Origin of the sequence: Synechococcus sp. CCAP 1479/10 (genome assembly GCF_019038515.1) — a bacterium.
In the GTDB taxonomy this organism is placed as follows: domain Bacteria; phylum Cyanobacteriota; class Cyanobacteriia; order PCC-6307; family Cyanobiaceae; genus Cyanobium.
This window is the reverse complement of record NZ_JAFKRJ010000024.1, coordinates 62,133-83,303: the sequence shown is the minus strand read 5'-3', so window position 1 is coordinate 83,303 and position 21,171 is coordinate 62,133. Positions and strand designations below refer to the sequence as shown.

Here is a 21,171-nt window from a genome sequence, read left to right as displayed (position 1 = left end):
GGGCGGGGCCGGGGCGCCGGGGGGGCACGGCGGCGGGGGCCCAGGCGGGCGGAGCGGCCGGGCGGACGGGGCCGTCGTCGCGCAGCACCAGGCGGCCGTCGCCGCCCAGCTCCCGCACCTGGGGATGGGTGGGCTGGCCGCGCAGCAGCAGATCCACCGTGCCGGCCACGTCGCGGTGCACCAGCCAGCGGTGCCGGCTGTGCATCTCCACCGCCAGGGGGAAGGTGGGCTCGGCCGCCCGTTCCAGCACGGTCTTCTGGGTGCGCCGGCGGCGGGCCTCCTCGTCCCCCAGGGTCACCGACTGGATCCCCCCCACCAGATCGCTGAGGGTGGGGTTGCGGATCAGGTTGGCCAGTTCGTTGCCGTGGGCGGTGGCCACGAGCATCACGCCCCGCTCGGCGATGGTGCGGGCCGCCTGGGCCTCCAGCTCGGTGCCGATCTCATCGATGACGATGACCTCGGGCATGTGGTTCTCCACCGCCTCGATCATCACCTGGTGCTGCAGCTCCGGGCGCGCCACCTGCATCCGCCGGGCCCGGCCGATGGCGGGGTGGGGGATGTCTCCGTCGCCGGCGATCTCGTTGCTGGTGTCGATCACCACCACCCGGCGCTGCAGGTCGTCAGCGAGCACCCGGGCGATCTCCCGCAGGGCCGTGGTCTTGCCCACCCCGGGGCGGCCCATCAGCAGCAGCGACTGGCCCGTGTCCAGCAGGTCGCGCACCATCGCCACCGTGCCGAACACGGCCCGGCCCACCCGGCAGGTGAGCCCCACCACGTCGCCGGTGCGGTTGCGGATGGCGCTGATGCGGTGCAGGGTGCGCTCGATGCCGGCCCGGTTGTCACCACCGAACGGGCCAAGACGCTGCAGCACCGCCGCCAGATCGGAACGCGCGATCGCGTCGTTGCCCAGAGCAAGAACCCGGCCGGGGTAGCGGGCCTCAGGTACCCGCCCCAGGTCGAGCACCACCTCCAGCAGGCCCTCCCGCCGCTCCGGCCCCGCCAGGGCCCGCTGCACCACAGGCGGCAGCACGGCCAGCAGACGATCCAGGTCGTCGGTGACCCGCTGGGGGGAGAGGGAGGGGGGGGGCGAAGGCTCCAGGGGGCGGCGGGGGGAGCGGTCCGTTCGTTCTAGCCGGGCCCGGGGCCCGCCAGACCCCGGGGGCCGCTGACACCACGGGCCAGCCAGGGGGCCACCAGCGCTTCGGCGATGGCCAGGGCCCGGGGCCAGAGCAGGGGCAGGTCCAGCAGCCGTCGCCCCTCAGCCTGGGCCTCCTGCAGCAGGGGCTGGAGCTGGCGGCGGGCCACCCCCCCAAACGCGACCCCGGCCGCCCGGGGCCGGGCCGCCGGGGAGCGGGCCAGCACCGCAAGGGTGTGGGCATTGGTGCCGCCGGCCAGCTGCAGCGGACCCGGCGGCGCCAGCGGCCCCAGCCGCTCCAGCAGGGCCACCGCCGCATGGGCCGTGCCGGCCCCCACATCACCGCTCATCGGCCGGCCATCCAGCTGCCAGAGCGGCCGGAAGCCGGCCCCACGCAGCAGGCGGAACCGCTGCCAGAGCTCCGCCGCCAGCTCCTCCACCGTGGCCCCTCCCTCCAGGGCCGCGCTCACCGCCACCCGGCGCAGCGGCACCCCGCTGGCGGCCAGCTGGGCCACCCGATCGCCGAAGGCCTCCAGCCGCCCGGGCCGGGTATGCAGCTCCACCGCGTCCGGGGCCAACTGCGCCAGGAGGGCCCCCACGCCGGCGGCCTCCAGCACCTGGCTGCGTTCCTCGATCAGCCCCAGGGGACAGGCCGGCAGGCAGCGGCCGCAGCCGTAGCAGCGCTCCTCCACCACCCCGGTCCCGGCGATGGCCAGGGCGGGGCAGACCCGCTCGCAGGGCCGGGGGCAGGCGGGCGGGCAGCGGTCCGGATCGAACCAGGCCTTGCGGAAGTGGGGGTCGAGGCCGTCACTGAGGCTGACCATCAGCCAGGGACGGACCGCGCCGCGGGCCTCGGCCCAGGCCATGCCCCGCCGGGCCGCGGCCACCACCGCCGGATCGGCGGCCACATCGATGCAGTGCACCCCGGCCAGCGCATGGATGCCGGCCAGGTCCTCGATGGCGGCCAGATCCTGGTTGCTGGCCCCGCCGATCAGCTTCACCCAGCCGCCGGCGGCCAGGGCCTGCTCGGGGTGCTGCCGGAGCAGCGGCGCGGGGCCCCGGAGCAAGGCACCCATGGATGGCGCGCGTGGGGCGAAACGATCCTGCCACCGGCAGGGCCCTCAGCCGGTGCCGGGCAGCTCCGGCGCGATCTCCGGCTGGGCCAGCCCGAGACGCTGCACCAGCCAGGGGGCGGAAAACCCCTGCAGGCCCACGGTCAGCAGGATGGTCAGGAACACCAGCCCCTTGAGGGTGGCGCCGCCGGGGACCTCGGCCCGGTCGAGCTCGAGGGCGAACAGGCTCACCACCGCCGCGGTGACGATGCCCCGCGGCGCGATCCAGCTGAGCAGGGCCTTCTCCTTCCAGTCGAGGCTGGGCAGGCCGAGGCCCGTCAGCTGGATCAGGGGCCAGCGGATCAGCATCAGGCCCAGCACGCAGGCCAGGCCGCCCAGGCCGAGGGGACTCAGCTCGGCCCAGGAGACATCGGCCGCCAGCAGGGGAAACAGCACCGTGATCGCCAGCATGGCCAGCTGGCGGATCAGGGCGTCGAGCTGGGTGGCGGCCGCATCGAGGCGCAGCCCCACCACCACCCCCGCGCTCACCGCCGCCGGCAGGCCCGACTCCGGCAGCAGCGCCTCGCAGCCACTGAACATCAGAAACAGCACCCCAAGGGTGAGCTGCAGCTCCAGGCCACCGGGCTCGGCCGGCCCCGCGCCGCCGCGCGCCGCCGCCACGGCGGCCAGGCGCCGGAGCACCTCCGACAGCAGCAGCCCGGCCAGGCCGCCGAGCACCACCCCGCCCCCCAGGCGCAGCAGCAGTCGGGAGGCCACCTCCTGCCAGCTGCCCAGGTCCCCCAGGATCACCTGGAGCAGCACCAGGCCCAGCACCGCACTGACCGGTTCGAGGATCAGGCCCTCCGCCTCCAGCAGCTGGCCCAGCTTCGGAGCCAGGCGCAGCTGGCGCACCATCGGGGTGACCACCGTGGGACCGGTGGCCAGGGCGATCGCGCCGTAGACCAACGCCAGGGGCCAGGGCAGCCCCGCCAGGCCATGGGCCAGCAGGGCCGCCAGGGGCAGCCCCAGCACCAGGCGCACCAGCACCAGCTGCAGCACCGACCGCTGCAGATCGCGGCCCGCCAGGCGCAGGTTGAGCCCCCCGTCGAAGAGCACCAGACTCACCAGCAGACCGACCAGGGGCTCCAGGCCGGCGCCCAGGTTCTCGGGATGGACCAGGTCGAACCCGGCGTGGCCCGTGATCAGGCCGATCGCCAGCAGCAGCACCACCGCCGGCTGGCCGGTGAGCCAGGCCGTGGCCTGGGCCAGGGAGCCGGCGAAGAAGGCCGAACCCCAGATCAATCCGAGCCGCTCACTCAAGGCCTGGGAGTCCGCGGAACGGACCCAGGCTATGGGGTGAATTCAGCTCAGGCCGGCACGAGCTGTTCGAGCGGCTGCCAGCGCAGGGCCCGGGCGCCGCCCATCTCCACCACCAGCTTCAGGCGCGGTTCGCTGCGGCAGAGCTCGCAGAGGGCGGCCAGTTCGGAGCTGCTCAGCACCTGGCCCTCCAGCAGCCAGAGAAGCACCGGGCCCTCGCCGGCCAGCGCAGGGCCGAGCTGGGGCATCACCCGCTGCACCTCGCCCACGGCGGCCGCCTGGCCGACGCTGTGGTGGCCCAGGTGGGGCGGCCGGATGCCGTGCATCTGGAGCAGGTAGGCCTCCGGATCCCCCAGCCCGCGGGCGGAGGTGAGGTGGGCCCGGTAGCCGGCCGCCCGCAGCCGCCGCAGCAGCCGGGTCTCGGCGCCGCCCTCCAGCGGAACGAACAGGGCGAGGGCACCGCAGCGCTCCAGCTCGGTGCGGAAACCACGGCCGGTCATCAGCAGGGGCATCGGGAGCGGCAGGCGAGTCGGGGCTGAGTCTGGCAGCCGATGAGGGTCCCAGGGGTGGTGGTGCACACCATGGGGTACTGTTGTCTCTTGTGCCGAAGATCTGTGCCCGTCCGCTAGCCGGGCCTCCAGAGAACGGTACGGGGTCCGTCAGTGGTGACGAACCCTTCCCGGCCCGTACGACTCCTGCAGCGCTCGTCGCTGTTCGGACCGTCGGGATACTGCCCGAGGCCTCACCGCTTCCGGCAAGTCCCAGCCCGCTGATTCGCCTCGCTAGCTCCTGACCCTCGGGTCAATCTGCGATTCCACGAATTCAGCCCCCCCGCCGTCCAGCGGGTCCTCCACGGATGTCGGGCCTCGGCCCAGATCCATGGCGGCACGCCTCGGCAGTCCAGCTGGTGTTGTTCTCCCTCCCATGTCCATCGGCATTCTCGGGAAGAAGCTGGGTATGTCCCAGTTCTTCGACGAAGAAGGCAAATCCATTCCGGTCACCCTGATCGAAGCGGGTCCCTGCCGCATCACCCAACTCAAGAGCGAAGCCACCGACGGCTACACCGCGGTGCAGCTCGGCTTCGGCGAGACGCGCGACAAGCTCGTCAACAAGCCGGCCAAGGGCCACCTGGCCAAATCCGGCGAGGCGCCCCTGCGGCACCTCAAGGAGTACCGGCTGGAGGCCATCGACGGCCTCGAGCTCGGGGCCGCCGTCACCGTCGGTGACTTCGCCCCCGGCCAGAAGGTCGACGTCAGCGGCGACACGATCGGTCGTGGTTTCTCGGGCCTCCAGAAGCGCCACGGCTTCAGCCGCGGTCCCATGAGCCACGGCTCCAAGAACCACCGAGAGCCAGGCTCCATCGGCGCCGGCACCACCCCAGGCCGGGTCTACCCCGGCAAGCGGATGGCCGGTCGCTATGGCGGCAAGCAGATCACCACCCGCGGCCTCACCATCCTCAAGGTGGATGCGGAACGCAATCTGCTCGTCGTCAAGGGCTCGGTACCCGGCAAGCCCGGCGCCCTGCTCGACATCCGCCCGGCCCGGCGGGTGGGCGTCCCCGCAGCGAACTGAGGAGAACACCCATGACTGACTGTGTGATTCGCGACTGGCAAGGCAAGGAGAGCGGCAAAGCTCCCCTCGACCTCAAAGTCGCCAAGGAAACATCCGCCAACGGCCTGCTCCACCGCGCCGTCGTGCGCCAGCTGGCCCATACCCGTCAGGGCACCGCCAGCACCCTCACCCGCGCCGAAGTGGCCGGTGGCGGTCGCAAGCCCTACAAGCAGAAAGGCACCGGCCGGGCCCGCCAGGGCTCGATCCGCACCCCCCTGCGGCCCGGCGGTGGCGTGATCTTCGGACCCAAGCCCCGCAGCTATGCCGTGGCGATGAACCGCAAGGAGCGTCGCCTGGCCCTGCGCACCGCCCTGATGAGCCGCGTCGCGGACATCATCGTGGTGAAGGGCTTCGGCGCCGGGCTCGACACCCCCAAAACGAAGGAGATCACCGCCGCCCTGTCCCGCTTCGGCATCGAGGCCGGCGCCAAGGTGCTGCTGATCCTCGATGGCGCTCCCGAGGCGGTGACCCGCTCGGTGCGCAATCTCGAGAAGGTGAAGCTGATCGCCGCCGATCAGCTCAACGTGTTCGATCTGCTCCATGCCAACAAGCTGGTGCTCAGCGAAGAGGCACTGGCGAAGATTCAGGAGGTCTACGGCGATGTCTGAGCGTTTTGCAGGCCGGTTGGCGGACGTGATCCGTCGCCCGCTGATCACCGAGAAGGCCACCCGGGCCATCGAGATCAACCAGTACACCTTCGAGGTGGACCATCGGGCCGCCAAGCCCGACATCAAGGCGGCCGTCGAGCATCTGTTCGACGTCAAGGTCGTCGGCGTCAGCACCATGAATCCCCCCCGCCGCTCCCGTCGGGTGGGGCGCTTCGCCGGCAAACGTGCCCAGGTGAAGAAAGCGGTGGTGCGCCTTGCCGAAGGCAACGCCATCCAGTTGTTCCCTGAGTCCTGAGGGGTCTGAAACGTCATGGCAATCCGCAACTACAGGCCCAACACCCCCGGCACCCGCACGCTGGTCGTCACTGATTTCAGTGACATCACGGGCAAGAACCGGGAACGGGGCCTGGTGGTGTCCAAGCACCGCCACAAGGGCCGCAACAACCGCGGCGTGATCACCTGCCGCCACCGCGGCGGTGGCCACAAGCGCCTCTACCGCATCGTCGACTTCCGTCGCGACAAGCACGGTGTGAGCGCCAAGGTGGCCGCGATCCACTACGACCCACACCGCAACGCCCGTCTGGCGCTGCTCTATTACACCGACGGCGAGAAGCGCTACATCCTTGCCCCCGCCAACGTGGCGGTGGGCCAGAGCGTCATCTCCGGCCCGGACGCCCCGATCGAGAACGGCAACGCCCTGCCCCTCTCGGCCATCCCCCTGGGCTCGAGCGTCCACAACGTGGAGCTCTACGCCGGTCGCGGCGGTCAGATGGTCCGCACCGCCGGGGCCAGCGCCCAGGTGGTGGCCAAGGAAGGGAACTACGTCGCCCTCAAGCTGCCCTCCACCGAGGTGCGGCTGGTGCGCCGCGAGTGCTACGCCACCCTCGGTGAGGTGGGCAACGCCGAGCAGCGCAACACCAGCCTCGGCAAGGCCGGTCGCAAGCGCTGGCTGGGCCGCCGTCCGGAAGTGCGCGGCAGCGTGATGAACCCCTGCGACCACCCCCACGGTGGTGGTGAGGGCCGGGCACCGATCGGCCGTTCCGGTCCGGTCACGCCCTGGGGCAAACCCGCCCTGGGCCTCAAGACCCGCAAGCGCAACAAGCCGAGCAACCGGTTCGTGCTGCGGAAACGACGCCGCACCTCCAAACGGAGCCGTGGCGGACGCGACTCCTGATGACCCACACCGCTCTGCTGTTCGCCTGATCCGCCATGGGACGCTCACTCAAGAAAGGCCCGTTCGTCGCCGACCACCTGCTTCGCAAGGTGGAGAAGCAGAACGCTGCCGACGACAAGACCGTGATCAAGACCTGGTCACGGGCCTCCACCATCCTGCCGATGATGATCGGCCACACCATTGCCGTTCACAACGGCAAGGCCCACGTGCCCGTCTACGTGACGGAGCAGATGGTGGGCCACAAGCTGGGCGAATTCGCCCCCACCCGCACGTTCCGCGGTCACATCAAAGACAAGAAGGGAGGCCGCTGATCCGATGGCAACCACCACACCCGACACCCAGGCCCTGGCTCACGGCCGCTTCATCCGCGGTTCCGTGTCCAAGGTGCGCCGGGTTCTCGATCAGATCCGGGGTCGCACCTACCGCGACGCCCTGATCATGCTCGAGTTCATGCCTTACCGCTCCACGGGCCCGATCACCAAGGTGCTCCGCTCCGCGGTCGCCAATGCCGAGCACAACCTCGGCCTCGATCCGGCCACCCTGGTCATCAGCCAGGCCAGCGCCGACATGGGACCCTCCCTGAAGCGGTTCCGGCCCCGGGCCCAGGGCCGCGCCTACGCCATCAAAAAGCAAACCTGCCACATCAGCATTGCTGTGGCAGCGCCCACCGCCTGACCCCCGAGGACACCGCCCGATGGGACACAAGATCCATCCAACCGGCCTGCGCCTGGGGATCACCCAGGAACACCGCTCCCGCTGGTACGCCCCAAGCAAGACCTACCCCGTCCTCCTTCAGGAGGACGACCGGATCCGGTCGTTCATCAACAAGAAGTACGCCGCCGCCGGCATCAGCGACGTGCTGATCGCCCGTAAGGCCGACCAGCTCGAAGTGGAACTCAAGACCGCCCGTCCGGGCGTTCTCGTGGGCCGCCAGGGCAGCGGCATCGAAGAGCTGCGCACCGGCATCCAGAAGACCCTCGGCGACGCCCACCGTCAGGTGCGCATCAACGTGGTCGAGGTGGAGCGGGTCGACGCCGACGCCTTCCTGCTGGCCGAGTACATCGCCCAGCAGCTGGAGAAGCGGGTGGCCTTCCGGCGCGTCATGCGCATGGCGGTGCAGCGCGCCCAGCGGGCCGGGGTGCTGGGTCTCAAGCTCCAGGTGAGCGGACGCCTCAACGGCGCCGAGATCGCCCGGACGGAGTGGACCCGCGAGGGTCGCGTGCCCCTGCACACGCTCCGCGCCGACATCGACTACGCCACCAAGGTGGCCACCACCACCTATGGGGTCCTGGGCATCAAGGTCTGGGTGTTCAAAGGGGAGGTGCTTCCCGGTCAGCAAGACCAGCTGCCCGTGGGTGGAGCACCGAAACGCCGCGCCAACCGCCGGCCGCAACAGTTCGAAGACCGCTCCAACGAGGAGTGATCAGGAGGCCTGAACCATGCTGAGTCCAAAACGCGTCAAGTTCCGAAAACAGCAGCGAGGCCGCATGCGCGGCATCGCCACGCGCGGCAACACCATCGCCTTCGGCGATTTCGCCCTGCAGGCCCAGGAGTGCGGGTGGATCACCTCCCGTCAGATTGAGGCCAGCCGCCGTGCCATGACCCGCTACGTCAAGCGGGGGGGCAAGATCTGGATCCGGATCTTCCCCGACAAACCCGTCACCATGCGGCCTGCCGAAACCCGCATGGGTTCCGGTAAGGGCAACCCGGAATTCTGGGTGGCCGTGATCAAGCCGGGCCGCATTCTCTTCGAGATGGGTGGCCCCGAGATCACGCCCGAAATCGCCAAGGAAGCCATGCGTCTGGCCCAGTTCAAACTGCCGCTCAAGACGAAGTTCCTCGCCCTGGCCGATCAGGTGGCAGCCGCCCCCGAACCCGCCCTCGCAGTGGAATCCTGACCATGGCCCGTCCCACCATCACCGATGTGCGTTCGCTCAGCGACGCCCAGATCGCCGAACAGATCGATGGCGTCCGTCGCGAACTGTTCGACCTCCGCTTCCAGCAGGCCACCCGCCGTCTGGAGCACCCGCACCGCTTCAAGGAGTCCCGCATCAAGCTGGCCCACCTGCTGACGGTGCAGGAGGAGCGTCAACGCTCCACCGTCGCCTCCTGATTCCCCCCTCGATCCCCATGGCACTCAAGGAAAGGGTCGGCACCGTCGTCAGCGACAAGATGGACAAAACGGTGGTGGTGGCGGTGGAAAACCGCTTCCCCCATCCCATCTATCAGAAGACCGTCCGCCGCACCACCCGCTACAAAGCCCACGACGAAGCCAACAGCTGCCGCGTGGGTGACCGGGTCCGGATCACCGAGACCCGCCCCCTCAGCCGCACCAAACGTTGGGCCGTCGCTGAGGTTCTCTCCCCCACCAGCGCCGGCTGAGGAACTCCCCATGATTCAGCAGGAAACCTTCCTCAACGTCGCTGACAACAGCGGCGCCAAGCGCATCCAGTGCATCCGGGTGCTCGGCACCAACCGTCGCTACGCCCACGTGGGCGATGTGATCGTGGCCGCCGTCAAGGACGCCATGCCCAACATGGGCGTCAAGAAGTCGGATGTGGTCAAGGCCGTGGTGGTGCGCACCCGGGCCACGCTGCGCCGGGACACCGGCAACGCCATCCGCTTCGACGACAACGCCGCGGTGATCCTCGGCAACGACAACAACCCCAAGGGCACCCGCGTCTTCGGCCCGGTCGCCCGTGAGCTGCGCGAGCGCAACTTCACCAAGATCGTGTCCCTCGCCCCGGAGGTGATCTGAGATGGCCACCGCAACCCCCAAAGCCCGGCCCGTCCAGCGCGTCAAGATGCGCATCCGCAAGGGCGACACCGTCCAGGTGATCGCCGGCAAGGATCGGGGCAAGACCGGCGAGGTGCTGCGCACCCTGCCGAACGAGAACCGTGTCGTGGTGCAGGGCATCAACCTGCGCACCCGCCACGTCAAGCCCACCCAGGAGGGCGAGACCGGCCGCATCGTCACCGAAGAGGCGTCCCTGCACGCCTCCAACGTGATGCTGTACTCCACCGCCAACAAGGTGGCCAGCCGGGTGGAAATCGTCGTCCAGGAGGACGGCAGCAAGAAGCGCCGCCTCAAGAAGACAGGGGAGGTGCTCGACTGACCGCCCCCGAACGCGTCGCCGCCCACACCCCCTTCCGCGACGCCCCCCACGCTCCGCGTCCCTGCCTCCCTCCCCCGTCCGCCTTCTGACCACGTCCAGAAGCGCCCCCCCATCCCCCCGTCATGTCACTCAAACAGCGCTACCGGGAGACGATCCAGCCCAAGCTGCTGAAGGATCTCAACCTCTCCAACGTCCACGAGGTTCCCAAGGTGGTCAAGGTCACCGTCAACCGGGGCCTCGGTGAAGCCGCCCAGAACGCCAAGGCCCTCGAGGCCTCGATCACCGAACTGGCGACCATCACCGGTCAGAAGGTGGTGGTGACCCGCGCCAAGAAGGCCATCGCCGCCTTCAAGATCCGCCAGGGCATGCCGATCGGCGTGGCCGTCACCCTGCGGGGCGAGCGGATGTATGCCTTCCTCGAGCGTCTCATCCACCTGGCGCTGCCTCGCATCCGCGACTTCCGCGGTGTGAGCCCGAAGAGCTTCGACGGCCGGGGCAACTACACCCTGGGGATCCGGGAGCAGATCATCTTCCCCGAGATCTCCTTCGACAAGATCGATGCCATCCGGGGGATGGACGTCACGATCGTGACCAACGCCCGTAACGACGAAGAGGGCCGGGCCCTCCTCCGCGAAATGGGAATGCCGTTCCGCAATACCTGAGCCCCCTCCCGGACACGACCATGGCCAACCACGACCCGATCTCAGACATGCTCACTCGCCTTCGCAATGCGAGTGAGAAGCGCCACGAGCGCACCAGGATTCCCGCCTCCCGGCTCTCCCGCAGCATCGCCAACGTGCTGCACCAAGAAGGCTTCATCGGCGCCATCGCCGAGGAAGGTGAAGGTGTGCAGCGCCAGCTGGTGCTCGAGCTGAAGTACAGCGGCAAGCACCGTCAGCCCACCATCCGCTCCGTGCAGCGGGTGAGCAAGCCCGGCCTGCGCATCTACAAGAACACCCGCCAGCTGCCCAAGGTGCTGGGCGGCCTCGGCGTGGCGATCATCTCCACCTCCCGGGGTGTGATGAGCGACCGTGATGCCCGCAAGCAGGGCGTCGGCGGCGAAGTGCTCTGCTACGTCTACTGATCCCAGGAGTTGTTCCATGTCTCGTATCGGTAAAGCCCCGATCCCCATCCCCGACAAGGTCACCGTCAGCCTCGATGGCCTGGCGGTCACCGTGAAGGGCCCCAAGGGGGAACTCAGCCGCGTTCTCCCGGAGGGCGTCAGCGTCAGCCAGGAAGGCGGCACGGTGGTGGTCAGTCCCACCAGCAGCCACCGCCGCTCCCGGGAGCGTCACGGCCTCAGCCGCACCCTCGTCGCCAACATGGTGGAAGGGGTCAGCCAGGGGTTCACCCGCAAGCTCGAGATCGTCGGCGTGGGCTACCGCGCCCAGGTCCAGGGGCGCAAGCTCGTGGTCAGCGCCGGCTACAGCCACCCGGTGGAGATGGTTCCCCCCGAAGGGGTCACCTTCTCGGTCGAGAACAACACCTCGGTCTTCGTCTCCGGCCCCGACAAGGAGCTGGTGGGCAACGAGGCGGCCAAGATCCGCGGCATCCGTCCGCCCGAGCCCTACAAGGGCAAGGGCATCAAGTACGAAGGTGAGCGGATTCTGCGCAAGGCCGGCAAGACCGGCAAGAAATGAGGTCTGCTCGAGCGTCATCCGTCTGATCCCCCATGTCTACCCTCTCCCGCAAACAGCAGACCCAGAAGCGTCACCGCCGCCTGCGTCGTCTGCTCTCCGGCACCGCCGACCGTCCCAGGTTGGCCGTGTTCCGCTCCAACAACCACATCTACGCCCAGGTCATCGACGACGACGCCCAGAGCACCCTCTGTGCCGCGTCCACCCTCGACAAGGACCTGCGCACCAGCGTCACGGTGGGCGCCAACTGCGATGCCTCCATCGCGGTGGGCCAGCTCGTCGCCCAGCGCGCCCTCGCCAAGGGCATCCAGCAGGTGGTCTTCGATCGCGGCGGCAACCTGTACCACGGCAGGGTCAAGGCCCTTGCTGACGCCGCCCGGGAAGCGGGCCTTCAGTTCTGATCCCTGCTCTCACCATGACCGAAACCAACGACCAGATCCAGACCGGTGCCGTGCCTGCGGCCTCCGACGTCCCCGCCGCTGCCGAAGGCCAGCAGGAGCAGCGCCGGGGCGGCGGCGGCGGTGGCCGCGGCGATGCCAAGGGTGACCGCCGCGGTGGCGGCGGCCGTGGCCGCGACAACCGCCGCGGCCAGGAACGCGACTCCGAATGGCAGGAGCGGGTGGTTCAGATCCGCCGCGTCTCCAAGACCGTCAAGGGCGGCAAGAAGATGAGCTTCCGGGCCATCGTCGTTGTCGGCAACGAACGCGGCCAGGTGGGCGTGGGCGTCGGCAAGGCCGGCGATGTCATCGGTGCCGTCCGCAAGGGCGTGGCCGACGGCAAGAAGCATCTGGTCAAGGTGCCCCTCACTCGCACCAGCTCGATCCCCACCCTCAGCAACGGCCGCGACGGCGCCGCCAGCGTGCTGATCCGGCCGGCCGCCCCCGGTACCGGGGTGATCGCGGGCGGTTCGATCCGCACCGTGCTCGAACTGGCCGGCATCAAGAACGTGCTGGCGAAGCGGCTGGGCTCCAAGACCCCGCTCAACAACGCCCGCGCCGCCATGCAGGCCCTCGAAGGCCTGCGCACCCACAAGGAGACCGCCAAGGAGCGGGGCATCTCCCTCGAGCAGATCTACTCCTGAGGCCCGCCATGACGTCCTTCTCTCTCAACAGTCTCCAGCCCCAGACGGGCTCGCGCCGGCGCAAGCTGCGCAAGGGTCGCGGCATCGCCGCCGGCCAGGGCGCCAGCTGCGGCTTCGGCATGCGCGGCCAGAAGTCCCGCTCCGGCCGGCCCACCCGCCCCGGCTTCGAGGGTGGCCAGATGCCCCTCTACCGCCGGATCCCGAAGCTCAAGCACTTCCCGGTCATCAACCCCACCCACTACACCGTGATCAACGTGTCGCGGCTGGGTGAAATGAAGGCCGGCAGCACGGTCAGCCTCGAGTCCCTCGAGCAGGCGGGTCTGGTCACCAGCCCCCGCTATCCGCTGAAGGTGCTCGGCAACGGCGAACTGAAGGTGAAACTCACCGTCCACGCCGCCGCCTTCACCGCCTCGGCCCGCGCCAAGATCGAAGCCGCTGGCGGCACCTGCGAGATCATCGACTGAGGCCGGGCCCTGCCCTGCCCCCAGCCGCGAGCCGCCTGCCCGTAGCCTTGTGCTGCGGCAGGCGGCTCCGGTCGTAGCGCCCCGTTCCCTCCACTCCCGACATCACCATGCTCCTCAGCCGGGGGCGCAATCCGAGCGCCGCTGAAATCCTCGTCCAGCTGGTCCAGTCGAAGGGCCTGCGGGATCGGGTGCTCACCACCCTGGGCCTGCTGCTGCTGGTGCGACTCGGCATCTACATCCCGGTGCCCGGCATCGACCGGGTCGCCTTCCAGGACTTCATCCGCCAGGGGGGCCAGCTGATCGGCTTCCTCGACATCTTCACCGGCGGCGGCCTGTCGACCCTGGGCGTGTTCGCCCTCGGCATCCTGCCCTTCATCAACGCCTCGATCATCATCCAGCTGATGACGGCGGCCCTGCCCCAGCTCGAGGAGCTGCAGAAGAACGAGGGGGAAGCCGGGCGCCGCAAGCTGGCCCAGATCACCCGCTACGTGGCCCTGGGCTGGGGCATCCTCCAGAGCATCGTCTTCGCCCTGATCCTGCGGCAGTACGCCCTGCCGGGCCTGCCGGAATGGCTGTTCGTCGTCCAGACGAGCCTGGCCCTGGTGACCGGATCGATGGTGGTGATGTGGGTCAGCGAGGTGATCACCGAGCGGGGCATCGGCCAGGGGGCTTCCCTGGTGATCTTCATCAACATCGTCGCCACCCTGCCCAAGGCCCTCGGCTCCACCATCCAGCTGGCCCAGAGCGGCGACCGGGCCACGGTGGGCGGCATCGTCGTGCTCGTGCTCGTCTTCCTGGTGACGATCGTGGGGATCATCTTCCTTCAGGAGGGCAGCCGCCGCATCCCGATCGTCAGTGCCAAGCGTCAGGTGGGCGGGGCCAGCACCCTGGCCTCCCGCCAGAGCTACCTGCCCCTGAAGCTCAATGCCGGCGGCGTGATGCCGATCATCTTCGCCTCGGCGGTGGTGTTCCTGCCCCTCACCATCGCCAACCTCACCAAGAGCCCCTGGCTGATCCGGGTGGCGGGCTACCTCAACCCCACCAGCAGCACCCCCTGGGTCTATGCGGTGGTGTACTTCGCCCTGATCTGCGGCTTCGCCTTCTTCTACGCCTCCCTCACCGTCAACCCGGTGGACATCGCCACCAACCTGAAGCGCTCCGGCGTCGCCATCCCCGGGGTGCGGCCGGGCTCGGCCACCGCCGACTACCTCTCGGGCGTGTCCAACCGCCTGACCCTGCTGGGTGGCCTGTTCCTGGGCGCCATCGCGATCATCCCCTCAGCCGTGGAAGGCGCGACCCAGGTGCGCACCTTCCAGGGGCTCGGGGCCACCTCCCTGCTGATCCTGGTGGGCGTGGCCATCGACACCGCCAAGCAGGTCCAGACCTACGTGATCTCCCAGCGCTACGAAGGACTGGTCCGCCAGTAGGCCCCTTCTCCCGTTTCCCTTCCCATGAAACAGCGACTCCTCTTTCTCGGTCCCCCCGGCGCCGGTAAGGGCACCCAGGCCGAGCTCCTGGCTGAACGTCACCAGCTGCTGCATCTCTCCACCGGCGACCTGCTGCGGGGAGAGGTCAAGGCCGGCACCGCCCTGGGCCAGGAGGCCGAGGCGGTGATGGCCCGGGGCGAGCTGGTCAGCGACGCCCTGGTGCTGGCGATCGTGCGCAGCCGCCTCGAGGGCCACACGGGCGGCTGGCTCCTCGACGGCTTCCCCCGCAACCTCGCCCAGGCCGAGGCCCTCGACGACCTGCTGGCGGAGCTCGACCAGCGCATCGAACGGGTGCTGCTGCTGGAGCTGGAGGACGGCGTGCTGATCCAGCGCCTGCTCTCCCGCGGCCGGGCCGACGACAACGAAGCGGTGATCCGCAACCGCCTGGTGGTGTACCAGGAGCAGACCGCCCCCCTGATCGACCACTACCGCCAGCTGGGCTTGCTCTGCAGCGTGGAGGCTTCCGGCACCGTGGAGGCGATCGCGGAGAGGATCGTAGCCAGCTTGACGGACTGATGTGATAAGGTAGCTGTTTGCAAATTCGGAGAGCACAACGCCCATGAAGGTGCGTGCCTCAGTCAAGAAGATGTGCGACAAATGCCGGGTGATCCGTCGCCACGGCCGGGTCATGGTGATCTGCACCAACCCGAAGCACAAGCAGCGTCAGGGTTGACCCCCCACGCTTCCACGGCGGCCGCCATCGGCCGCCACCCCCTTTGCCCTCTGATCGTTTCCTGACGTGGCTCGGATCGCCGGTGTCGATATCCCTCGTGACAAGAGGGTTGAGATCTCACTCACTTACGTGTACGGGATCGGGCTCACCAGGGCCCGCAAGATTCTCGCCAAGTCGGGGGTCAGCCCCGACATCCGGGTGAAGGACCTCAGCGACGGCGACGTGCAGAAGCTGCGCGGCGCCGCCGACTCCTTCGTCCTCGAGGGCGACCTGCGCCGCGAAGAGGGCATGGCCCTCAAGCGCCTGCAGGACATCGGTTGCCTGCGGGGTCGCCGCCACCGCATGGGCCTGCCCGTGCGCGGCCAGCGCACCCGCACCAACGCCCGCACCCGTCGCGGCGCCCGCAAGACCGTCGCCGGCAAGAAGAAGTGAGGTCCGGGCCTCCGGGCCCGCCCTGCCTTTCCTGCCTGCACCATCTCCCGGCCCGTGGCCCCTCGCGGCAGCCACCGGGCCCCAGTCCCGCCGCCCTCCCTTTGCGGAGGTCGTCACCGGGGCTCCCCCCCAGTCCTCCGATCACCTCCCCGCAGCCGCGGGGTCACCGCCATGGCCAAACCAGCCAAGAAGACCGGCCCCAAGAAGGCCAAGCGCAACGTGCCCAACGGCGTCGCGCACATCCAGAGCACCTTCAACAACACGATCGTCTCCATCACCGACACCGCCGGTGAGGTGGTGAGCTGGTCGTCGGCCGGCGCCAGCGGCTTCAAGGGCGCCCGCAAGGGCACCCCCTTCGCCGCCCAGACCGCCGCCGAAGCCGCCGCCCGTCGCGCCCTCGAGCAGGGCATGCGTCAGATCGAAGTGCTGGTGCGCGGCCCCGGCTCCGGCCGTGAAACCGCCATCCGCGCCCTGCAGGTGGCCGGTCTCGAGATCACCCTGATCCGCGACGTCACCCCCCTGCCCCACAACGGCTGCCGCCGGGCCAAGCGCCGCCGGGTCTGAGCCCCCGGAGATCCTCCGGCCTCCTTCCCGCCTTCCCCGGGCCGCCGTCGCGGCCACCGTTCCCTTTTCACCTCCTCAGACCGTGTTGCACTACCAGATCGATCGGGTCGAGCACCAGGTCGCCGACGACCGTTCCCAGACGGGCGTCTTCCTGATCGGCCCCCTGGACCGGGGTCAGGCGACCACCCTCGGCAACGCCCTGCGGCGCGTGCTGATCGGTGGTCTCGAGGGAAGCGCCATCACGGCGGTGCGTCTCTCCGGGGTCAACCACGAGTACGCCACGGTTCCCGGTGTGCGCGAGGACGTGCTCGACATCCTGCTGAACTGCAAGTCGGTGCCGGTCAACAGCCGCAGCCGCGACCTGGAGATCGGCCGCCTGATGGTGAACGGCCCGGCCAGGGTCACCGCCTCGGATCTGCAGTTCTCTCCCCAGGTTCAGGTGATCGACGGCGACCGGGAGATCGCCACCGTGGCCGAGGGCCACAGCCTGGAGATGGAGGTTCACGTCGAGCGCGGCGTCGGCTACCGGCCGGTGGATCGCCACAACGAGGACACCTCCGCCATCGATCTCCTGCAGATCGATGCGGTGTTCATGCCCGTCCGCCGGGTCAACTACACCGTCGATGAGACGGCGGTCGGCGAGGGCGGTTCGGCCCACGAGCGCCTGCGCATCGAGATCGAGACCAACGGCAGCGTCACCCCCGACGACGCCATGGCCCAGGCCGCCAACCAGCTGATCAGCCTGTTCCAGCCCCTGGCCACCCTCACCATGACCGAGGAGCCCGGCTTGGAACCCGAGCCGTCGGCCGAGGCCCAGATCCCCCTGGAGGAGCTGAACCTCTCCGTGCGCGCCTACAACTGCCTCAAGCGCGCCCAGGTCAACTCCGTCTCCGACCTGATGGGCTTCAGCTACGAAGACCTGCTGGAGATCAAGAACTTCGGTTCCAAGTCCGCCGACGAGGTGATCGAGGCTCTCGAGAGGATCGGCATCTCCCTGCCCCAGAGCCGCACCAGCGGCTGAAAGGCGGTTTCCCCTTCCCCGTTTCGCCACCCGCCCCGTCCCCACCATGCGACACCAGTGCCGAGTCCCCCTGCTGGGACGCCCCGCCGACCAACGCAAGGCCATGCTGCGTGGTCTCACCACCCAGCTCATCCGTGAAGGCCGCGTCACCACCACCAAGGCCCGTGCCAAGGCCCTGCGTGAAGAAGCCGAGCGCATGATCACCCTGGCCAAGGACGGCACCCTCGCCGCCCGCCGCCGCGCCATCGGCTACATCTACGACAAGCAGCTGGTGCACGCCCTGTTCGACAAGGCCCAGGACCGCTACGGCGATCGCCAGGGTGGCTACACCCGCATCATCCGCACGGTGCGCCGCCGTGGCGACAACGCCGAGATGGCCATCATCGAGCTGGTCTGAAACGGATCGCCCTCTCGCTGCAGTACGACGGAGCCGCCTTCCACGGCTGGCAGCGGCAGGCCCATCACATCAGCGTCCAGGAAACCCTGGAGGCCGCCATCGAGGCCCTCGACCCGCACCGGCCCGTCCGGGCGGTGGCGGCGGGCCGGACGGATACCGGGGTGCATGCCGCCGCCCAGGTGGTGCACTTCGATGCCGTTGGCCCCATCCCCGTGACCCGCTGGGCCAAGGCCCTCAACGGCCGCCTGCCGCCCACGGTCCGGGTGCGGGCCGCCGCCGAGGTGACCGGCGACTGGCACGCCTGCTTCAGCGCCACCTACCGGCGCTACCGGTACACGATCCACAACGGCCGCACCCCCAACCTCTTCCTGGCCCCCTGGAGCTGGCACCGCTACCAGTGGCGTCTGGATGAGGCCCTGATGGCCCGGTGCCTCGAGGCCCTCCTCGGCGAGCACGATTTCTCCGCCTTCCAGCGGGCGGGCAGCCGCCGCGCCCATGCCCGCACCACCCTCCAGGAGGTGCGCGTGGAGCGCTGCGGCGATCTCCTGGTCACCGAGGTGCAGGCCAGCGGCTTCCTCTACGGCATGGTGCGCCTGCTGATGGGCCAGCTGGTGGCCGTGGGCGAGGGTCGCCTGGCGGCTTCGGAGTTTCTGCACCGCTGGCGCAGCGGCGCCCGCCACGCCGTGAAGGAGGCCGCGCCGCCCCAGGGCCTCTGCCTGCTGCGGGTGGGCTACCCGGAGCCGGTGTTCCCTGAGGCCGCCTGGTATGATTGTCAACCGCGATTTCTGTTGGAATCGCGCGATCCTCCCGCCGATCCCTTCGGCGACGATCCGATCGGTTGAGTGCCCTGCAGGGAGCCCCGTCCGGTGGCCCCAGGCAGCTGGTGCCTCTCCGAATTCGCCGGATCCGGCGACACGGTAGGGTCGAATCTTCCTGTCCCGACCCATCCGGCTGCGATGGGCTCACCCCAAACCGGCCCGCCGGCGCGATGAACAAGACAACCCCACCCTCCATCGATTCGCTCGAGCGCCAGTGGTATCTGGTCGACGCAGCGGACCAGACCCTCGGCCGTCTCGCCAGTGAAGTGGCGCAGGTGCTGCGCGGCAAGAACAAGCCCACCTTCACGCCCCACCTCGACACGGGTGACTTCGTGGTGGTGATCAACGCCGACAAGGTGCGCGTCAGCGGCAACAAGGCCACCCAGAAGATCTACCGGCGCCACTCCGGCCGTCCCGGCGGCATGAAGACCGAAACCTTCGAGCACCTGCAGGCCCGCCTGCCGGAGCGGATCATCGAGAAGGCGATCAAGGGCATGCTTCCCCACAACGCCCTGGGCCGCCAGCTGTTCCGCAAGCTGAAGGTCTACAAGGGTGCCGAGCATCCCCACGCCGCCCAGCAGCCCCAGCCCCTCGCCCTCGATCCCGCCGCCGCCGCCCAATGACCAGCACCTCCAACCGCGTCGTCTACTGGGGCACCGGCCGTCGCAAGACCGCCGTCGCCCGTGTGCGGGTGGTGCCCGGCAGCGGCAGCGTCACCATCAACGGCCGCCCCGGCGACAACTACCTCAACTACAACCCCGTCTACCTGGCGGCGGTCAAGGCTCCCCTGCAGACCCTGGGTCTGGAAGCCCAGTACGACCTCCTGGTCAACGTGCGCGGCGGCGGCCTCACCGGCCAGGCCGATGCCATCAAGCAGGGTGCGGCCCGTGCCCTCTGCGATCTCTCCCCCGACAACCGCAAACCCCTCAAGATCGAAGGCCACCTGAGCCGCGATCCCCGGGCCAAGGAGCGTCGCAAGTACGGCCTCAAGAAAGCCCGCAAGGCTCCCCAGTTCTCCAAGCGCTGATTTCCGTCATGCCGAAAGCCGACATCCATCCCACCTGGTATCCGGACGCCAAGGTGATCTGCAACGGAGAGGTGGTGATGACCACCGGCTCCACCCAGCCCGAGCTCACGGTCGACGTGTGGAGCGGCAACCACCCCTTCTACACGGGCACCCAGAAGATCCTCGACACCGAGGGCCGGGTCGATCGCTTCATGCGCAAGTACGGCATGGGCAGCACCGATTCCGCCTCGGGTGCCAAGAAGGCCGCCAAGGCCACCGAAGCCGCCGCCACCCCGGCCGAAGAGCCGGCCGCCGCCGAAGCCTGACGCGTCTCTCGGCCTGACGCGTCCCTCGGACCCCCGGATCGCGCAACGGTCCGGTTCTGCCTTGGCCGGGTGCCTGACGCACCCGGCCCTTTTTATTGCCGGTGCCGCCCCATGGATTCCGAGCTGCTGCAATCCCGGCTGGACACCGCCTGCCGCACCTTCCAGACACTGGAGCGCCAGCTGGCGGATCCGGCGGTGGCCTCCGATCCGGCCCGGCTGCAGGCGATCGCCCGGGAACGGGCGCGGCTGGAGCCCCTGGTCAACGACTACCAGCGGCTGCGCAAGCTGGAGCAGGAACGGGAGGAGGCCCGCGCCCTGCTGCGGGCCCACCGCGACGACCCCGCCGGCGAGGAACTGGCGGCCCTGGCCACGGAGGAGCTGGTCAGCCTCGAGGGCCTGATCAACGCCCTCAACGACCGCCTCACCCTGAGCCTGCTGCCCTCGGATCCCCGTGACGAGCGCAGCGTGATGCTGGAGATCCGCGCCGGTGCCGGCGGTGATGAGGCCAGCCTCTGGGCGGGGGATCTGGCCCGCATGTACGAGCGCTACGCCCAGGGCCAGGGCTGGCAGGTGCAGCCGGTGAGCGCCTCGGAGGCCGATCTGGGGGGCTACAAGGAGCTGATCCTCGCCATCCGCGGTGAAGCGGTCTACAGCCGGCTCAAGTTCGAGGCGGGCGTGCATCGTGTCCAGCGGGTCCCGGCCACCGAATCCCAGGGGCGGGTGCACACCTCCACCGCCACCGTGGCGGTGATGCCCGAAGCCGATCCGGTGGAGGTGCAGATCGACCCGGGGGATCTGGAGATCAGCACGGCCCGCTCCGGCGGCGCCGGCGGCCAGAACGTCAACAAGGTGGAGACGGCGGTCGACCTGCTGCACAAGCCCACCGGCATCCGGGTGTTCTGCACCCAGGAGCGCTCCCAGCTGCAGAACCGGGAGCGGGCCATGGAGATCCTGCGGGCCAAGCTCTACGAGCGCCAGCTGGCGGAAGCCAACGCCGCCGAGCGTTCCGTGCGCCGCGCCCAGGTGGGCAGCGGCGACCGCAGCGAGAAGATCCGCACCTACAACGCCAAGGACAACCGGGTGACCGACCACCGTCTGGGACGGAACTTCTCCCTCGAGCCCGTGCTGGCCGGCCAGATCGAGGACCTGATCGGCGCCTGCATCGCCGAGGAGCAGCGCCAGGGTCTGGAGGCCCTCGCCCTCGAAGCCACCGGGACCGGCGGCTGAGGGGCCCGGTGACGACGCGAGTCGG

General features: G+C 69.6%; 34 protein-coding genes. 30 read left to right on the top strand and 4 right to left on the bottom strand.

Annotation, left to right across the window (positions count from 1 at the left end; translation table 11 throughout):
- The 4 genes from KUG39_RS07700 to KUG39_RS07685 form a co-directional block, all read right to left on the bottom strand.
- Positions 1-1,099: AAA ATPase domain-containing protein (locus tag KUG39_RS07700; RefSeq protein WP_502988641.1), on the bottom strand; the 1,099-nt coding region annotated here is incomplete at its 3' end.
- Between the two features lie 29 nt (positions 1,100-1,128).
- A complete protein-coding gene (locus tag KUG39_RS07695; protein WP_216914106.1) occupies positions 1,129-2,211 on the bottom strand; it encodes a Light dependent period protein LdpA domain-containing protein in 1,083 nt (360 codons plus the stop codon).
- 45 nt (positions 2,212-2,256) lie between these two features.
- Positions 2,257-3,507 carry a cation:proton antiporter gene (locus KUG39_RS07690; RefSeq protein WP_216914104.1) on the bottom strand — a complete coding sequence of 417 codons (1,251 nt, stop codon included), beginning with the start codon at positions 3,505-3,507 and terminating at the stop codon, positions 2,257-2,259.
- A 47-nt stretch (positions 3,508-3,554) separates the two neighbouring features.
- Entirely contained in the window at positions 3,555-4,016 is a 462-nt protein-coding gene (locus KUG39_RS07685; RefSeq protein ID WP_216914102.1) for an NAD(P)H-quinone oxidoreductase subunit N, read from the bottom strand.
- 412 nt (positions 4,017-4,428) lie between these two features.
- Here KUG39_RS07685 and rplC point away from each other — a divergent pair, with 412 nt between their 5' ends.
- From rplC to prfA, 30 genes are all read left to right on the top strand, one after another.
- Positions 4,429-5,076, top strand: coding sequence for a 50S ribosomal protein L3 (rplC, locus tag KUG39_RS07680; RefSeq protein WP_094586025.1), 648 nt, complete (start codon positions 4,429-4,431; stop codon positions 5,074-5,076).
- Between the two features lie 11 nt (positions 5,077-5,087).
- Entirely contained in the window at positions 5,088-5,723 is a 636-nt protein-coding gene (gene rplD / locus KUG39_RS07675; RefSeq protein WP_094586024.1) for a 50S ribosomal protein L4, read from the top strand.
- A complete protein-coding gene (locus KUG39_RS07670; protein WP_094586023.1) occupies positions 5,716-6,018 on the top strand; it encodes a 50S ribosomal protein L23 in 303 nt (100 codons plus the stop codon). The genes rplD and KUG39_RS07670 overlap by 8 nt, the downstream gene beginning before the upstream one ends.
- A 15-nt stretch (positions 6,019-6,033) precedes the next feature.
- Positions 6,034-6,897 carry a 50S ribosomal protein L2 gene (rplB, locus tag KUG39_RS07665; RefSeq protein WP_216914100.1) on the top strand — a complete coding sequence of 288 codons (864 nt, stop codon included), beginning with the start codon at positions 6,034-6,036 and terminating at the stop codon, positions 6,895-6,897.
- A 35-nt stretch (positions 6,898-6,932) separates the two neighbouring features.
- Entirely contained in the window at positions 6,933-7,208 is a 276-nt protein-coding gene (gene rpsS, locus KUG39_RS07660) for a 30S ribosomal protein S19 (protein ID WP_015109404.1), read from the top strand.
- Between the two features lie 4 nt (positions 7,209-7,212).
- Positions 7,213-7,572 (top strand): 50S ribosomal protein L22, encoded by a 360-nt coding sequence (rplV, locus tag KUG39_RS07655; protein ID WP_015109405.1) that lies wholly within the window; start codon positions 7,213-7,215, stop codon positions 7,570-7,572.
- Positions 7,573-7,591: 19 nt separating this feature from the next.
- A complete protein-coding gene (gene rpsC / locus KUG39_RS07650; protein ID WP_094586021.1) occupies positions 7,592-8,320 on the top strand; it encodes a 30S ribosomal protein S3 in 729 nt (242 codons plus the stop codon).
- 16 nt (positions 8,321-8,336) lie between these two features.
- Positions 8,337-8,795 carry a 50S ribosomal protein L16 gene (gene rplP, locus KUG39_RS07645; RefSeq protein WP_094586020.1) on the top strand — a complete coding sequence of 153 codons (459 nt, stop codon included), beginning with the start codon at positions 8,337-8,339 and terminating at the stop codon, positions 8,793-8,795.
- A 2-nt stretch (positions 8,796-8,797) separates the two neighbouring features.
- Positions 8,798-9,010 carry a 50S ribosomal protein L29 gene (gene rpmC, locus KUG39_RS07640; protein WP_094586019.1) on the top strand — a complete coding sequence of 71 codons (213 nt, stop codon included), beginning with the start codon at positions 8,798-8,800 and terminating at the stop codon, positions 9,008-9,010.
- Positions 9,011-9,027: 17 nt separating this feature from the next.
- Positions 9,028-9,279 carry a 30S ribosomal protein S17 gene (rpsQ, locus tag KUG39_RS07635; RefSeq protein ID WP_094586018.1) on the top strand — a complete coding sequence of 84 codons (252 nt, stop codon included), beginning with the start codon at positions 9,028-9,030 and terminating at the stop codon, positions 9,277-9,279.
- Between the two features lie 10 nt (positions 9,280-9,289).
- Positions 9,290-9,655: a 50S ribosomal protein L14 gene (gene rplN, locus KUG39_RS07630; protein ID WP_015109410.1), complete on the top strand. Its 366-nt coding sequence runs from the start codon at positions 9,290-9,292 to the stop codon at positions 9,653-9,655.
- 1 nt (position 9,656) lies between these two features.
- Positions 9,657-10,013: a 50S ribosomal protein L24 gene (gene rplX / locus KUG39_RS07625; protein WP_190611508.1), complete on the top strand. Its 357-nt coding sequence runs from the start codon at positions 9,657-9,659 to the stop codon at positions 10,011-10,013.
- Positions 10,014-10,135: 122 nt separating this feature from the next.
- Complete coding sequence (gene rplE / locus KUG39_RS07620; RefSeq protein ID WP_094586016.1) at positions 10,136-10,675, top strand: 50S ribosomal protein L5; 540 nt, start codon at positions 10,136-10,138, stop codon at positions 10,673-10,675.
- A 20-nt stretch (positions 10,676-10,695) separates the two neighbouring features.
- Positions 10,696-11,097 (top strand): 30S ribosomal protein S8, encoded by a 402-nt coding sequence (rpsH, locus tag KUG39_RS07615; protein WP_015109413.1) that lies wholly within the window; start codon positions 10,696-10,698, stop codon positions 11,095-11,097.
- Positions 11,098-11,113: 16 nt separating this feature from the next.
- On the top strand, positions 11,114-11,653 hold the full coding sequence (gene rplF, locus KUG39_RS07610; protein WP_094586015.1) for a 50S ribosomal protein L6: 540 nt from the start codon (positions 11,114-11,116) through the stop codon (positions 11,651-11,653).
- Between the two features lie 32 nt (positions 11,654-11,685).
- Complete coding sequence (rplR, locus tag KUG39_RS07605) at positions 11,686-12,051, top strand: 50S ribosomal protein L18 (protein ID WP_094586014.1); 366 nt, start codon at positions 11,686-11,688, stop codon at positions 12,049-12,051.
- A 14-nt stretch (positions 12,052-12,065) separates the two neighbouring features.
- Complete coding sequence (gene rpsE, locus KUG39_RS07600) at positions 12,066-12,731, top strand: 30S ribosomal protein S5 (protein WP_015109416.1); 666 nt, start codon at positions 12,066-12,068, stop codon at positions 12,729-12,731.
- A gap of 8 nt (positions 12,732-12,739) precedes the next feature.
- Positions 12,740-13,195 (top strand): 50S ribosomal protein L15, encoded by a 456-nt coding sequence (gene rplO, locus KUG39_RS07595; RefSeq protein ID WP_216914098.1) that lies wholly within the window; start codon positions 12,740-12,742, stop codon positions 13,193-13,195.
- Between the two features lie 107 nt (positions 13,196-13,302).
- Positions 13,303-14,622 (top strand): preprotein translocase subunit SecY, encoded by a 1,320-nt coding sequence (gene secY / locus KUG39_RS07590; protein WP_094586012.1) that lies wholly within the window; start codon positions 13,303-13,305, stop codon positions 14,620-14,622.
- Between the two features lie 24 nt (positions 14,623-14,646).
- A complete protein-coding gene (locus KUG39_RS07585) occupies positions 14,647-15,198 on the top strand; it encodes an adenylate kinase (protein ID WP_216914096.1) in 552 nt (183 codons plus the stop codon).
- Positions 15,199-15,241: 43 nt separating this feature from the next.
- A complete protein-coding gene (gene rpmJ, locus KUG39_RS07580; protein ID WP_006173336.1) occupies positions 15,242-15,355 on the top strand; it encodes a 50S ribosomal protein L36 in 114 nt (37 codons plus the stop codon).
- A gap of 66 nt (positions 15,356-15,421) precedes the next feature.
- Entirely contained in the window at positions 15,422-15,787 is a 366-nt protein-coding gene (gene rpsM / locus KUG39_RS07575; protein WP_094586010.1) for a 30S ribosomal protein S13, read from the top strand.
- Between the two features lie 171 nt (positions 15,788-15,958).
- The gene (gene rpsK / locus KUG39_RS07570; RefSeq protein ID WP_094586009.1) at positions 15,959-16,351 is read left to right on the top strand and encodes a 30S ribosomal protein S11; all 393 of its coding nucleotides are present in this window, start codon (positions 15,959-15,961) and stop codon (positions 16,349-16,351) included.
- An 82-nt stretch (positions 16,352-16,433) separates the two neighbouring features.
- The gene (locus tag KUG39_RS07565; protein WP_094586008.1) at positions 16,434-17,372 is read left to right on the top strand and encodes a DNA-directed RNA polymerase subunit alpha; all 939 of its coding nucleotides are present in this window, start codon (positions 16,434-16,436) and stop codon (positions 17,370-17,372) included.
- Between the two features lie 46 nt (positions 17,373-17,418).
- Positions 17,419-17,769 carry a 50S ribosomal protein L17 gene (rplQ, locus tag KUG39_RS07560; RefSeq protein WP_216914094.1) on the top strand — a complete coding sequence of 117 codons (351 nt, stop codon included), beginning with the start codon at positions 17,419-17,421 and terminating at the stop codon, positions 17,767-17,769.
- The gene (truA, locus tag KUG39_RS07555) at positions 17,766-18,611 is read left to right on the top strand and encodes a tRNA pseudouridine(38-40) synthase TruA (protein WP_216914110.1); all 846 of its coding nucleotides are present in this window, start codon (positions 17,766-17,768) and stop codon (positions 18,609-18,611) included. Before rplQ ends, truA begins: the two co-directional genes overlap by 4 nt.
- 146 nt (positions 18,612-18,757) lie before the next feature.
- The gene (gene rplM, locus KUG39_RS07550) at positions 18,758-19,210 is read left to right on the top strand and encodes a 50S ribosomal protein L13 (protein ID WP_015109425.1); all 453 of its coding nucleotides are present in this window, start codon (positions 18,758-18,760) and stop codon (positions 19,208-19,210) included.
- Positions 19,207-19,614, top strand: coding sequence for a 30S ribosomal protein S9 (gene rpsI, locus KUG39_RS07545; protein ID WP_015109426.1), 408 nt, complete (start codon positions 19,207-19,209; stop codon positions 19,612-19,614). Before rplM ends, rpsI begins: the two co-directional genes overlap by 4 nt.
- Positions 19,615-19,622: 8 nt before the next feature.
- Positions 19,623-19,919 carry a 50S ribosomal protein L31 gene (gene rpmE / locus KUG39_RS07540; RefSeq protein ID WP_216914092.1) on the top strand — a complete coding sequence of 99 codons (297 nt, stop codon included), beginning with the start codon at positions 19,623-19,625 and terminating at the stop codon, positions 19,917-19,919.
- A gap of 111 nt (positions 19,920-20,030) precedes the next feature.
- Complete coding sequence (gene prfA / locus KUG39_RS07535; RefSeq protein WP_094586005.1) at positions 20,031-21,146, top strand: peptide chain release factor 1; 1,116 nt, start codon at positions 20,031-20,033, stop codon at positions 21,144-21,146.
- The last annotated feature ends 25 nt before the right edge of the window (positions 21,147-21,171 follow it).

Excerpts from the sequence above, each read along its gene's own strand:
- rpsH (WP_015109413.1), top strand. The coding sequence starts at position 10,696 with ATGGCCAACCACGACCCGATCTCAGACATGCTCACTCGCCTTCGCAAT.
- rpsC (WP_094586021.1), top strand. The coding sequence starts at position 7,592 with ATGGGACACAAGATCCATCCAACCGGCCTGCGCCTGGGGATCACCCAG.
- rpmJ (WP_006173336.1), top strand. The coding sequence starts at position 15,242 with ATGAAGGTGCGTGCCTCAGTCAAGAAGATGTGCGACAAATGCCGGGTG.
- rpsK (WP_094586009.1), top strand. The coding sequence starts at position 15,959 with ATGGCCAAACCAGCCAAGAAGACCGGCCCCAAGAAGGCCAAGCGCAAC.
- rplP (WP_094586020.1), top strand. The coding sequence starts at position 8,337 with ATGCTGAGTCCAAAACGCGTCAAGTTCCGAAAACAGCAGCGAGGCCGC.
- rplQ (WP_216914094.1), top strand. The coding sequence starts at position 17,419 with ATGCGACACCAGTGCCGAGTCCCCCTGCTGGGACGCCCCGCCGACCAA.
- KUG39_RS07695 (WP_216914106.1), bottom strand. The coding sequence starts at position 2,211 with ATGGGTGCCTTGCTCCGGGGCCCCGCGCCGCTGCTCCGGCAGCACCCC.
- rpsI (WP_015109426.1), top strand. The coding sequence starts at position 19,207 with ATGACCAGCACCTCCAACCGCGTCGTCTACTGGGGCACCGGCCGTCGC.
- rplR (WP_094586014.1), top strand. The coding sequence starts at position 11,686 with ATGTCTACCCTCTCCCGCAAACAGCAGACCCAGAAGCGTCACCGCCGC.
- rpsS (WP_015109404.1), top strand. The coding sequence starts at position 6,933 with ATGGGACGCTCACTCAAGAAAGGCCCGTTCGTCGCCGACCACCTGCTT.
- rpmE (WP_216914092.1), top strand. The coding sequence starts at position 19,623 with ATGCCGAAAGCCGACATCCATCCCACCTGGTATCCGGACGCCAAGGTG.
- rplF (WP_094586015.1), top strand. The coding sequence starts at position 11,114 with ATGTCTCGTATCGGTAAAGCCCCGATCCCCATCCCCGACAAGGTCACC.
- rplC (WP_094586025.1), top strand. The coding sequence starts at position 4,429 with ATGTCCATCGGCATTCTCGGGAAGAAGCTGGGTATGTCCCAGTTCTTC.
- rplN (WP_015109410.1), top strand. The coding sequence starts at position 9,290 with ATGATTCAGCAGGAAACCTTCCTCAACGTCGCTGACAACAGCGGCGCC.
- rpsE (WP_015109416.1), top strand. The coding sequence starts at position 12,066 with ATGACCGAAACCAACGACCAGATCCAGACCGGTGCCGTGCCTGCGGCC.
- rpmC (WP_094586019.1), top strand. The coding sequence starts at position 8,798 with ATGGCCCGTCCCACCATCACCGATGTGCGTTCGCTCAGCGACGCCCAG.
- KUG39_RS07670 (WP_094586023.1), top strand. The coding sequence starts at position 5,716 with ATGTCTGAGCGTTTTGCAGGCCGGTTGGCGGACGTGATCCGTCGCCCG.
- rpsQ (WP_094586018.1), top strand. The coding sequence starts at position 9,028 with ATGGCACTCAAGGAAAGGGTCGGCACCGTCGTCAGCGACAAGATGGAC.
- rplV (WP_015109405.1), top strand. The coding sequence starts at position 7,213 with ATGGCAACCACCACACCCGACACCCAGGCCCTGGCTCACGGCCGCTTC.
- KUG39_RS07685 (WP_216914102.1), bottom strand. The coding sequence starts at position 4,016 with ATGCCCCTGCTGATGACCGGCCGTGGTTTCCGCACCGAGCTGGAGCGC.
- KUG39_RS07585 (WP_216914096.1), top strand. The coding sequence starts at position 14,647 with ATGAAACAGCGACTCCTCTTTCTCGGTCCCCCCGGCGCCGGTAAGGGC.
- rplE (WP_094586016.1), top strand. The coding sequence starts at position 10,136 with ATGTCACTCAAACAGCGCTACCGGGAGACGATCCAGCCCAAGCTGCTG.
- prfA (WP_094586005.1), top strand. The coding sequence starts at position 20,031 with ATGGATTCCGAGCTGCTGCAATCCCGGCTGGACACCGCCTGCCGCACC.
- rplB (WP_216914100.1), top strand. The coding sequence starts at position 6,034 with ATGGCAATCCGCAACTACAGGCCCAACACCCCCGGCACCCGCACGCTG.
- rplD (WP_094586024.1), top strand. The coding sequence starts at position 5,088 with ATGACTGACTGTGTGATTCGCGACTGGCAAGGCAAGGAGAGCGGCAAA.
- rplO (WP_216914098.1), top strand. The coding sequence starts at position 12,740 with ATGACGTCCTTCTCTCTCAACAGTCTCCAGCCCCAGACGGGCTCGCGC.
- rplM (WP_015109425.1), top strand. The coding sequence starts at position 18,758 with ATGAACAAGACAACCCCACCCTCCATCGATTCGCTCGAGCGCCAGTGG.
- secY (WP_094586012.1), top strand. The coding sequence starts at position 13,303 with ATGCTCCTCAGCCGGGGGCGCAATCCGAGCGCCGCTGAAATCCTCGTC.
- rplX (WP_190611508.1), top strand. The coding sequence starts at position 9,657 with ATGGCCACCGCAACCCCCAAAGCCCGGCCCGTCCAGCGCGTCAAGATG.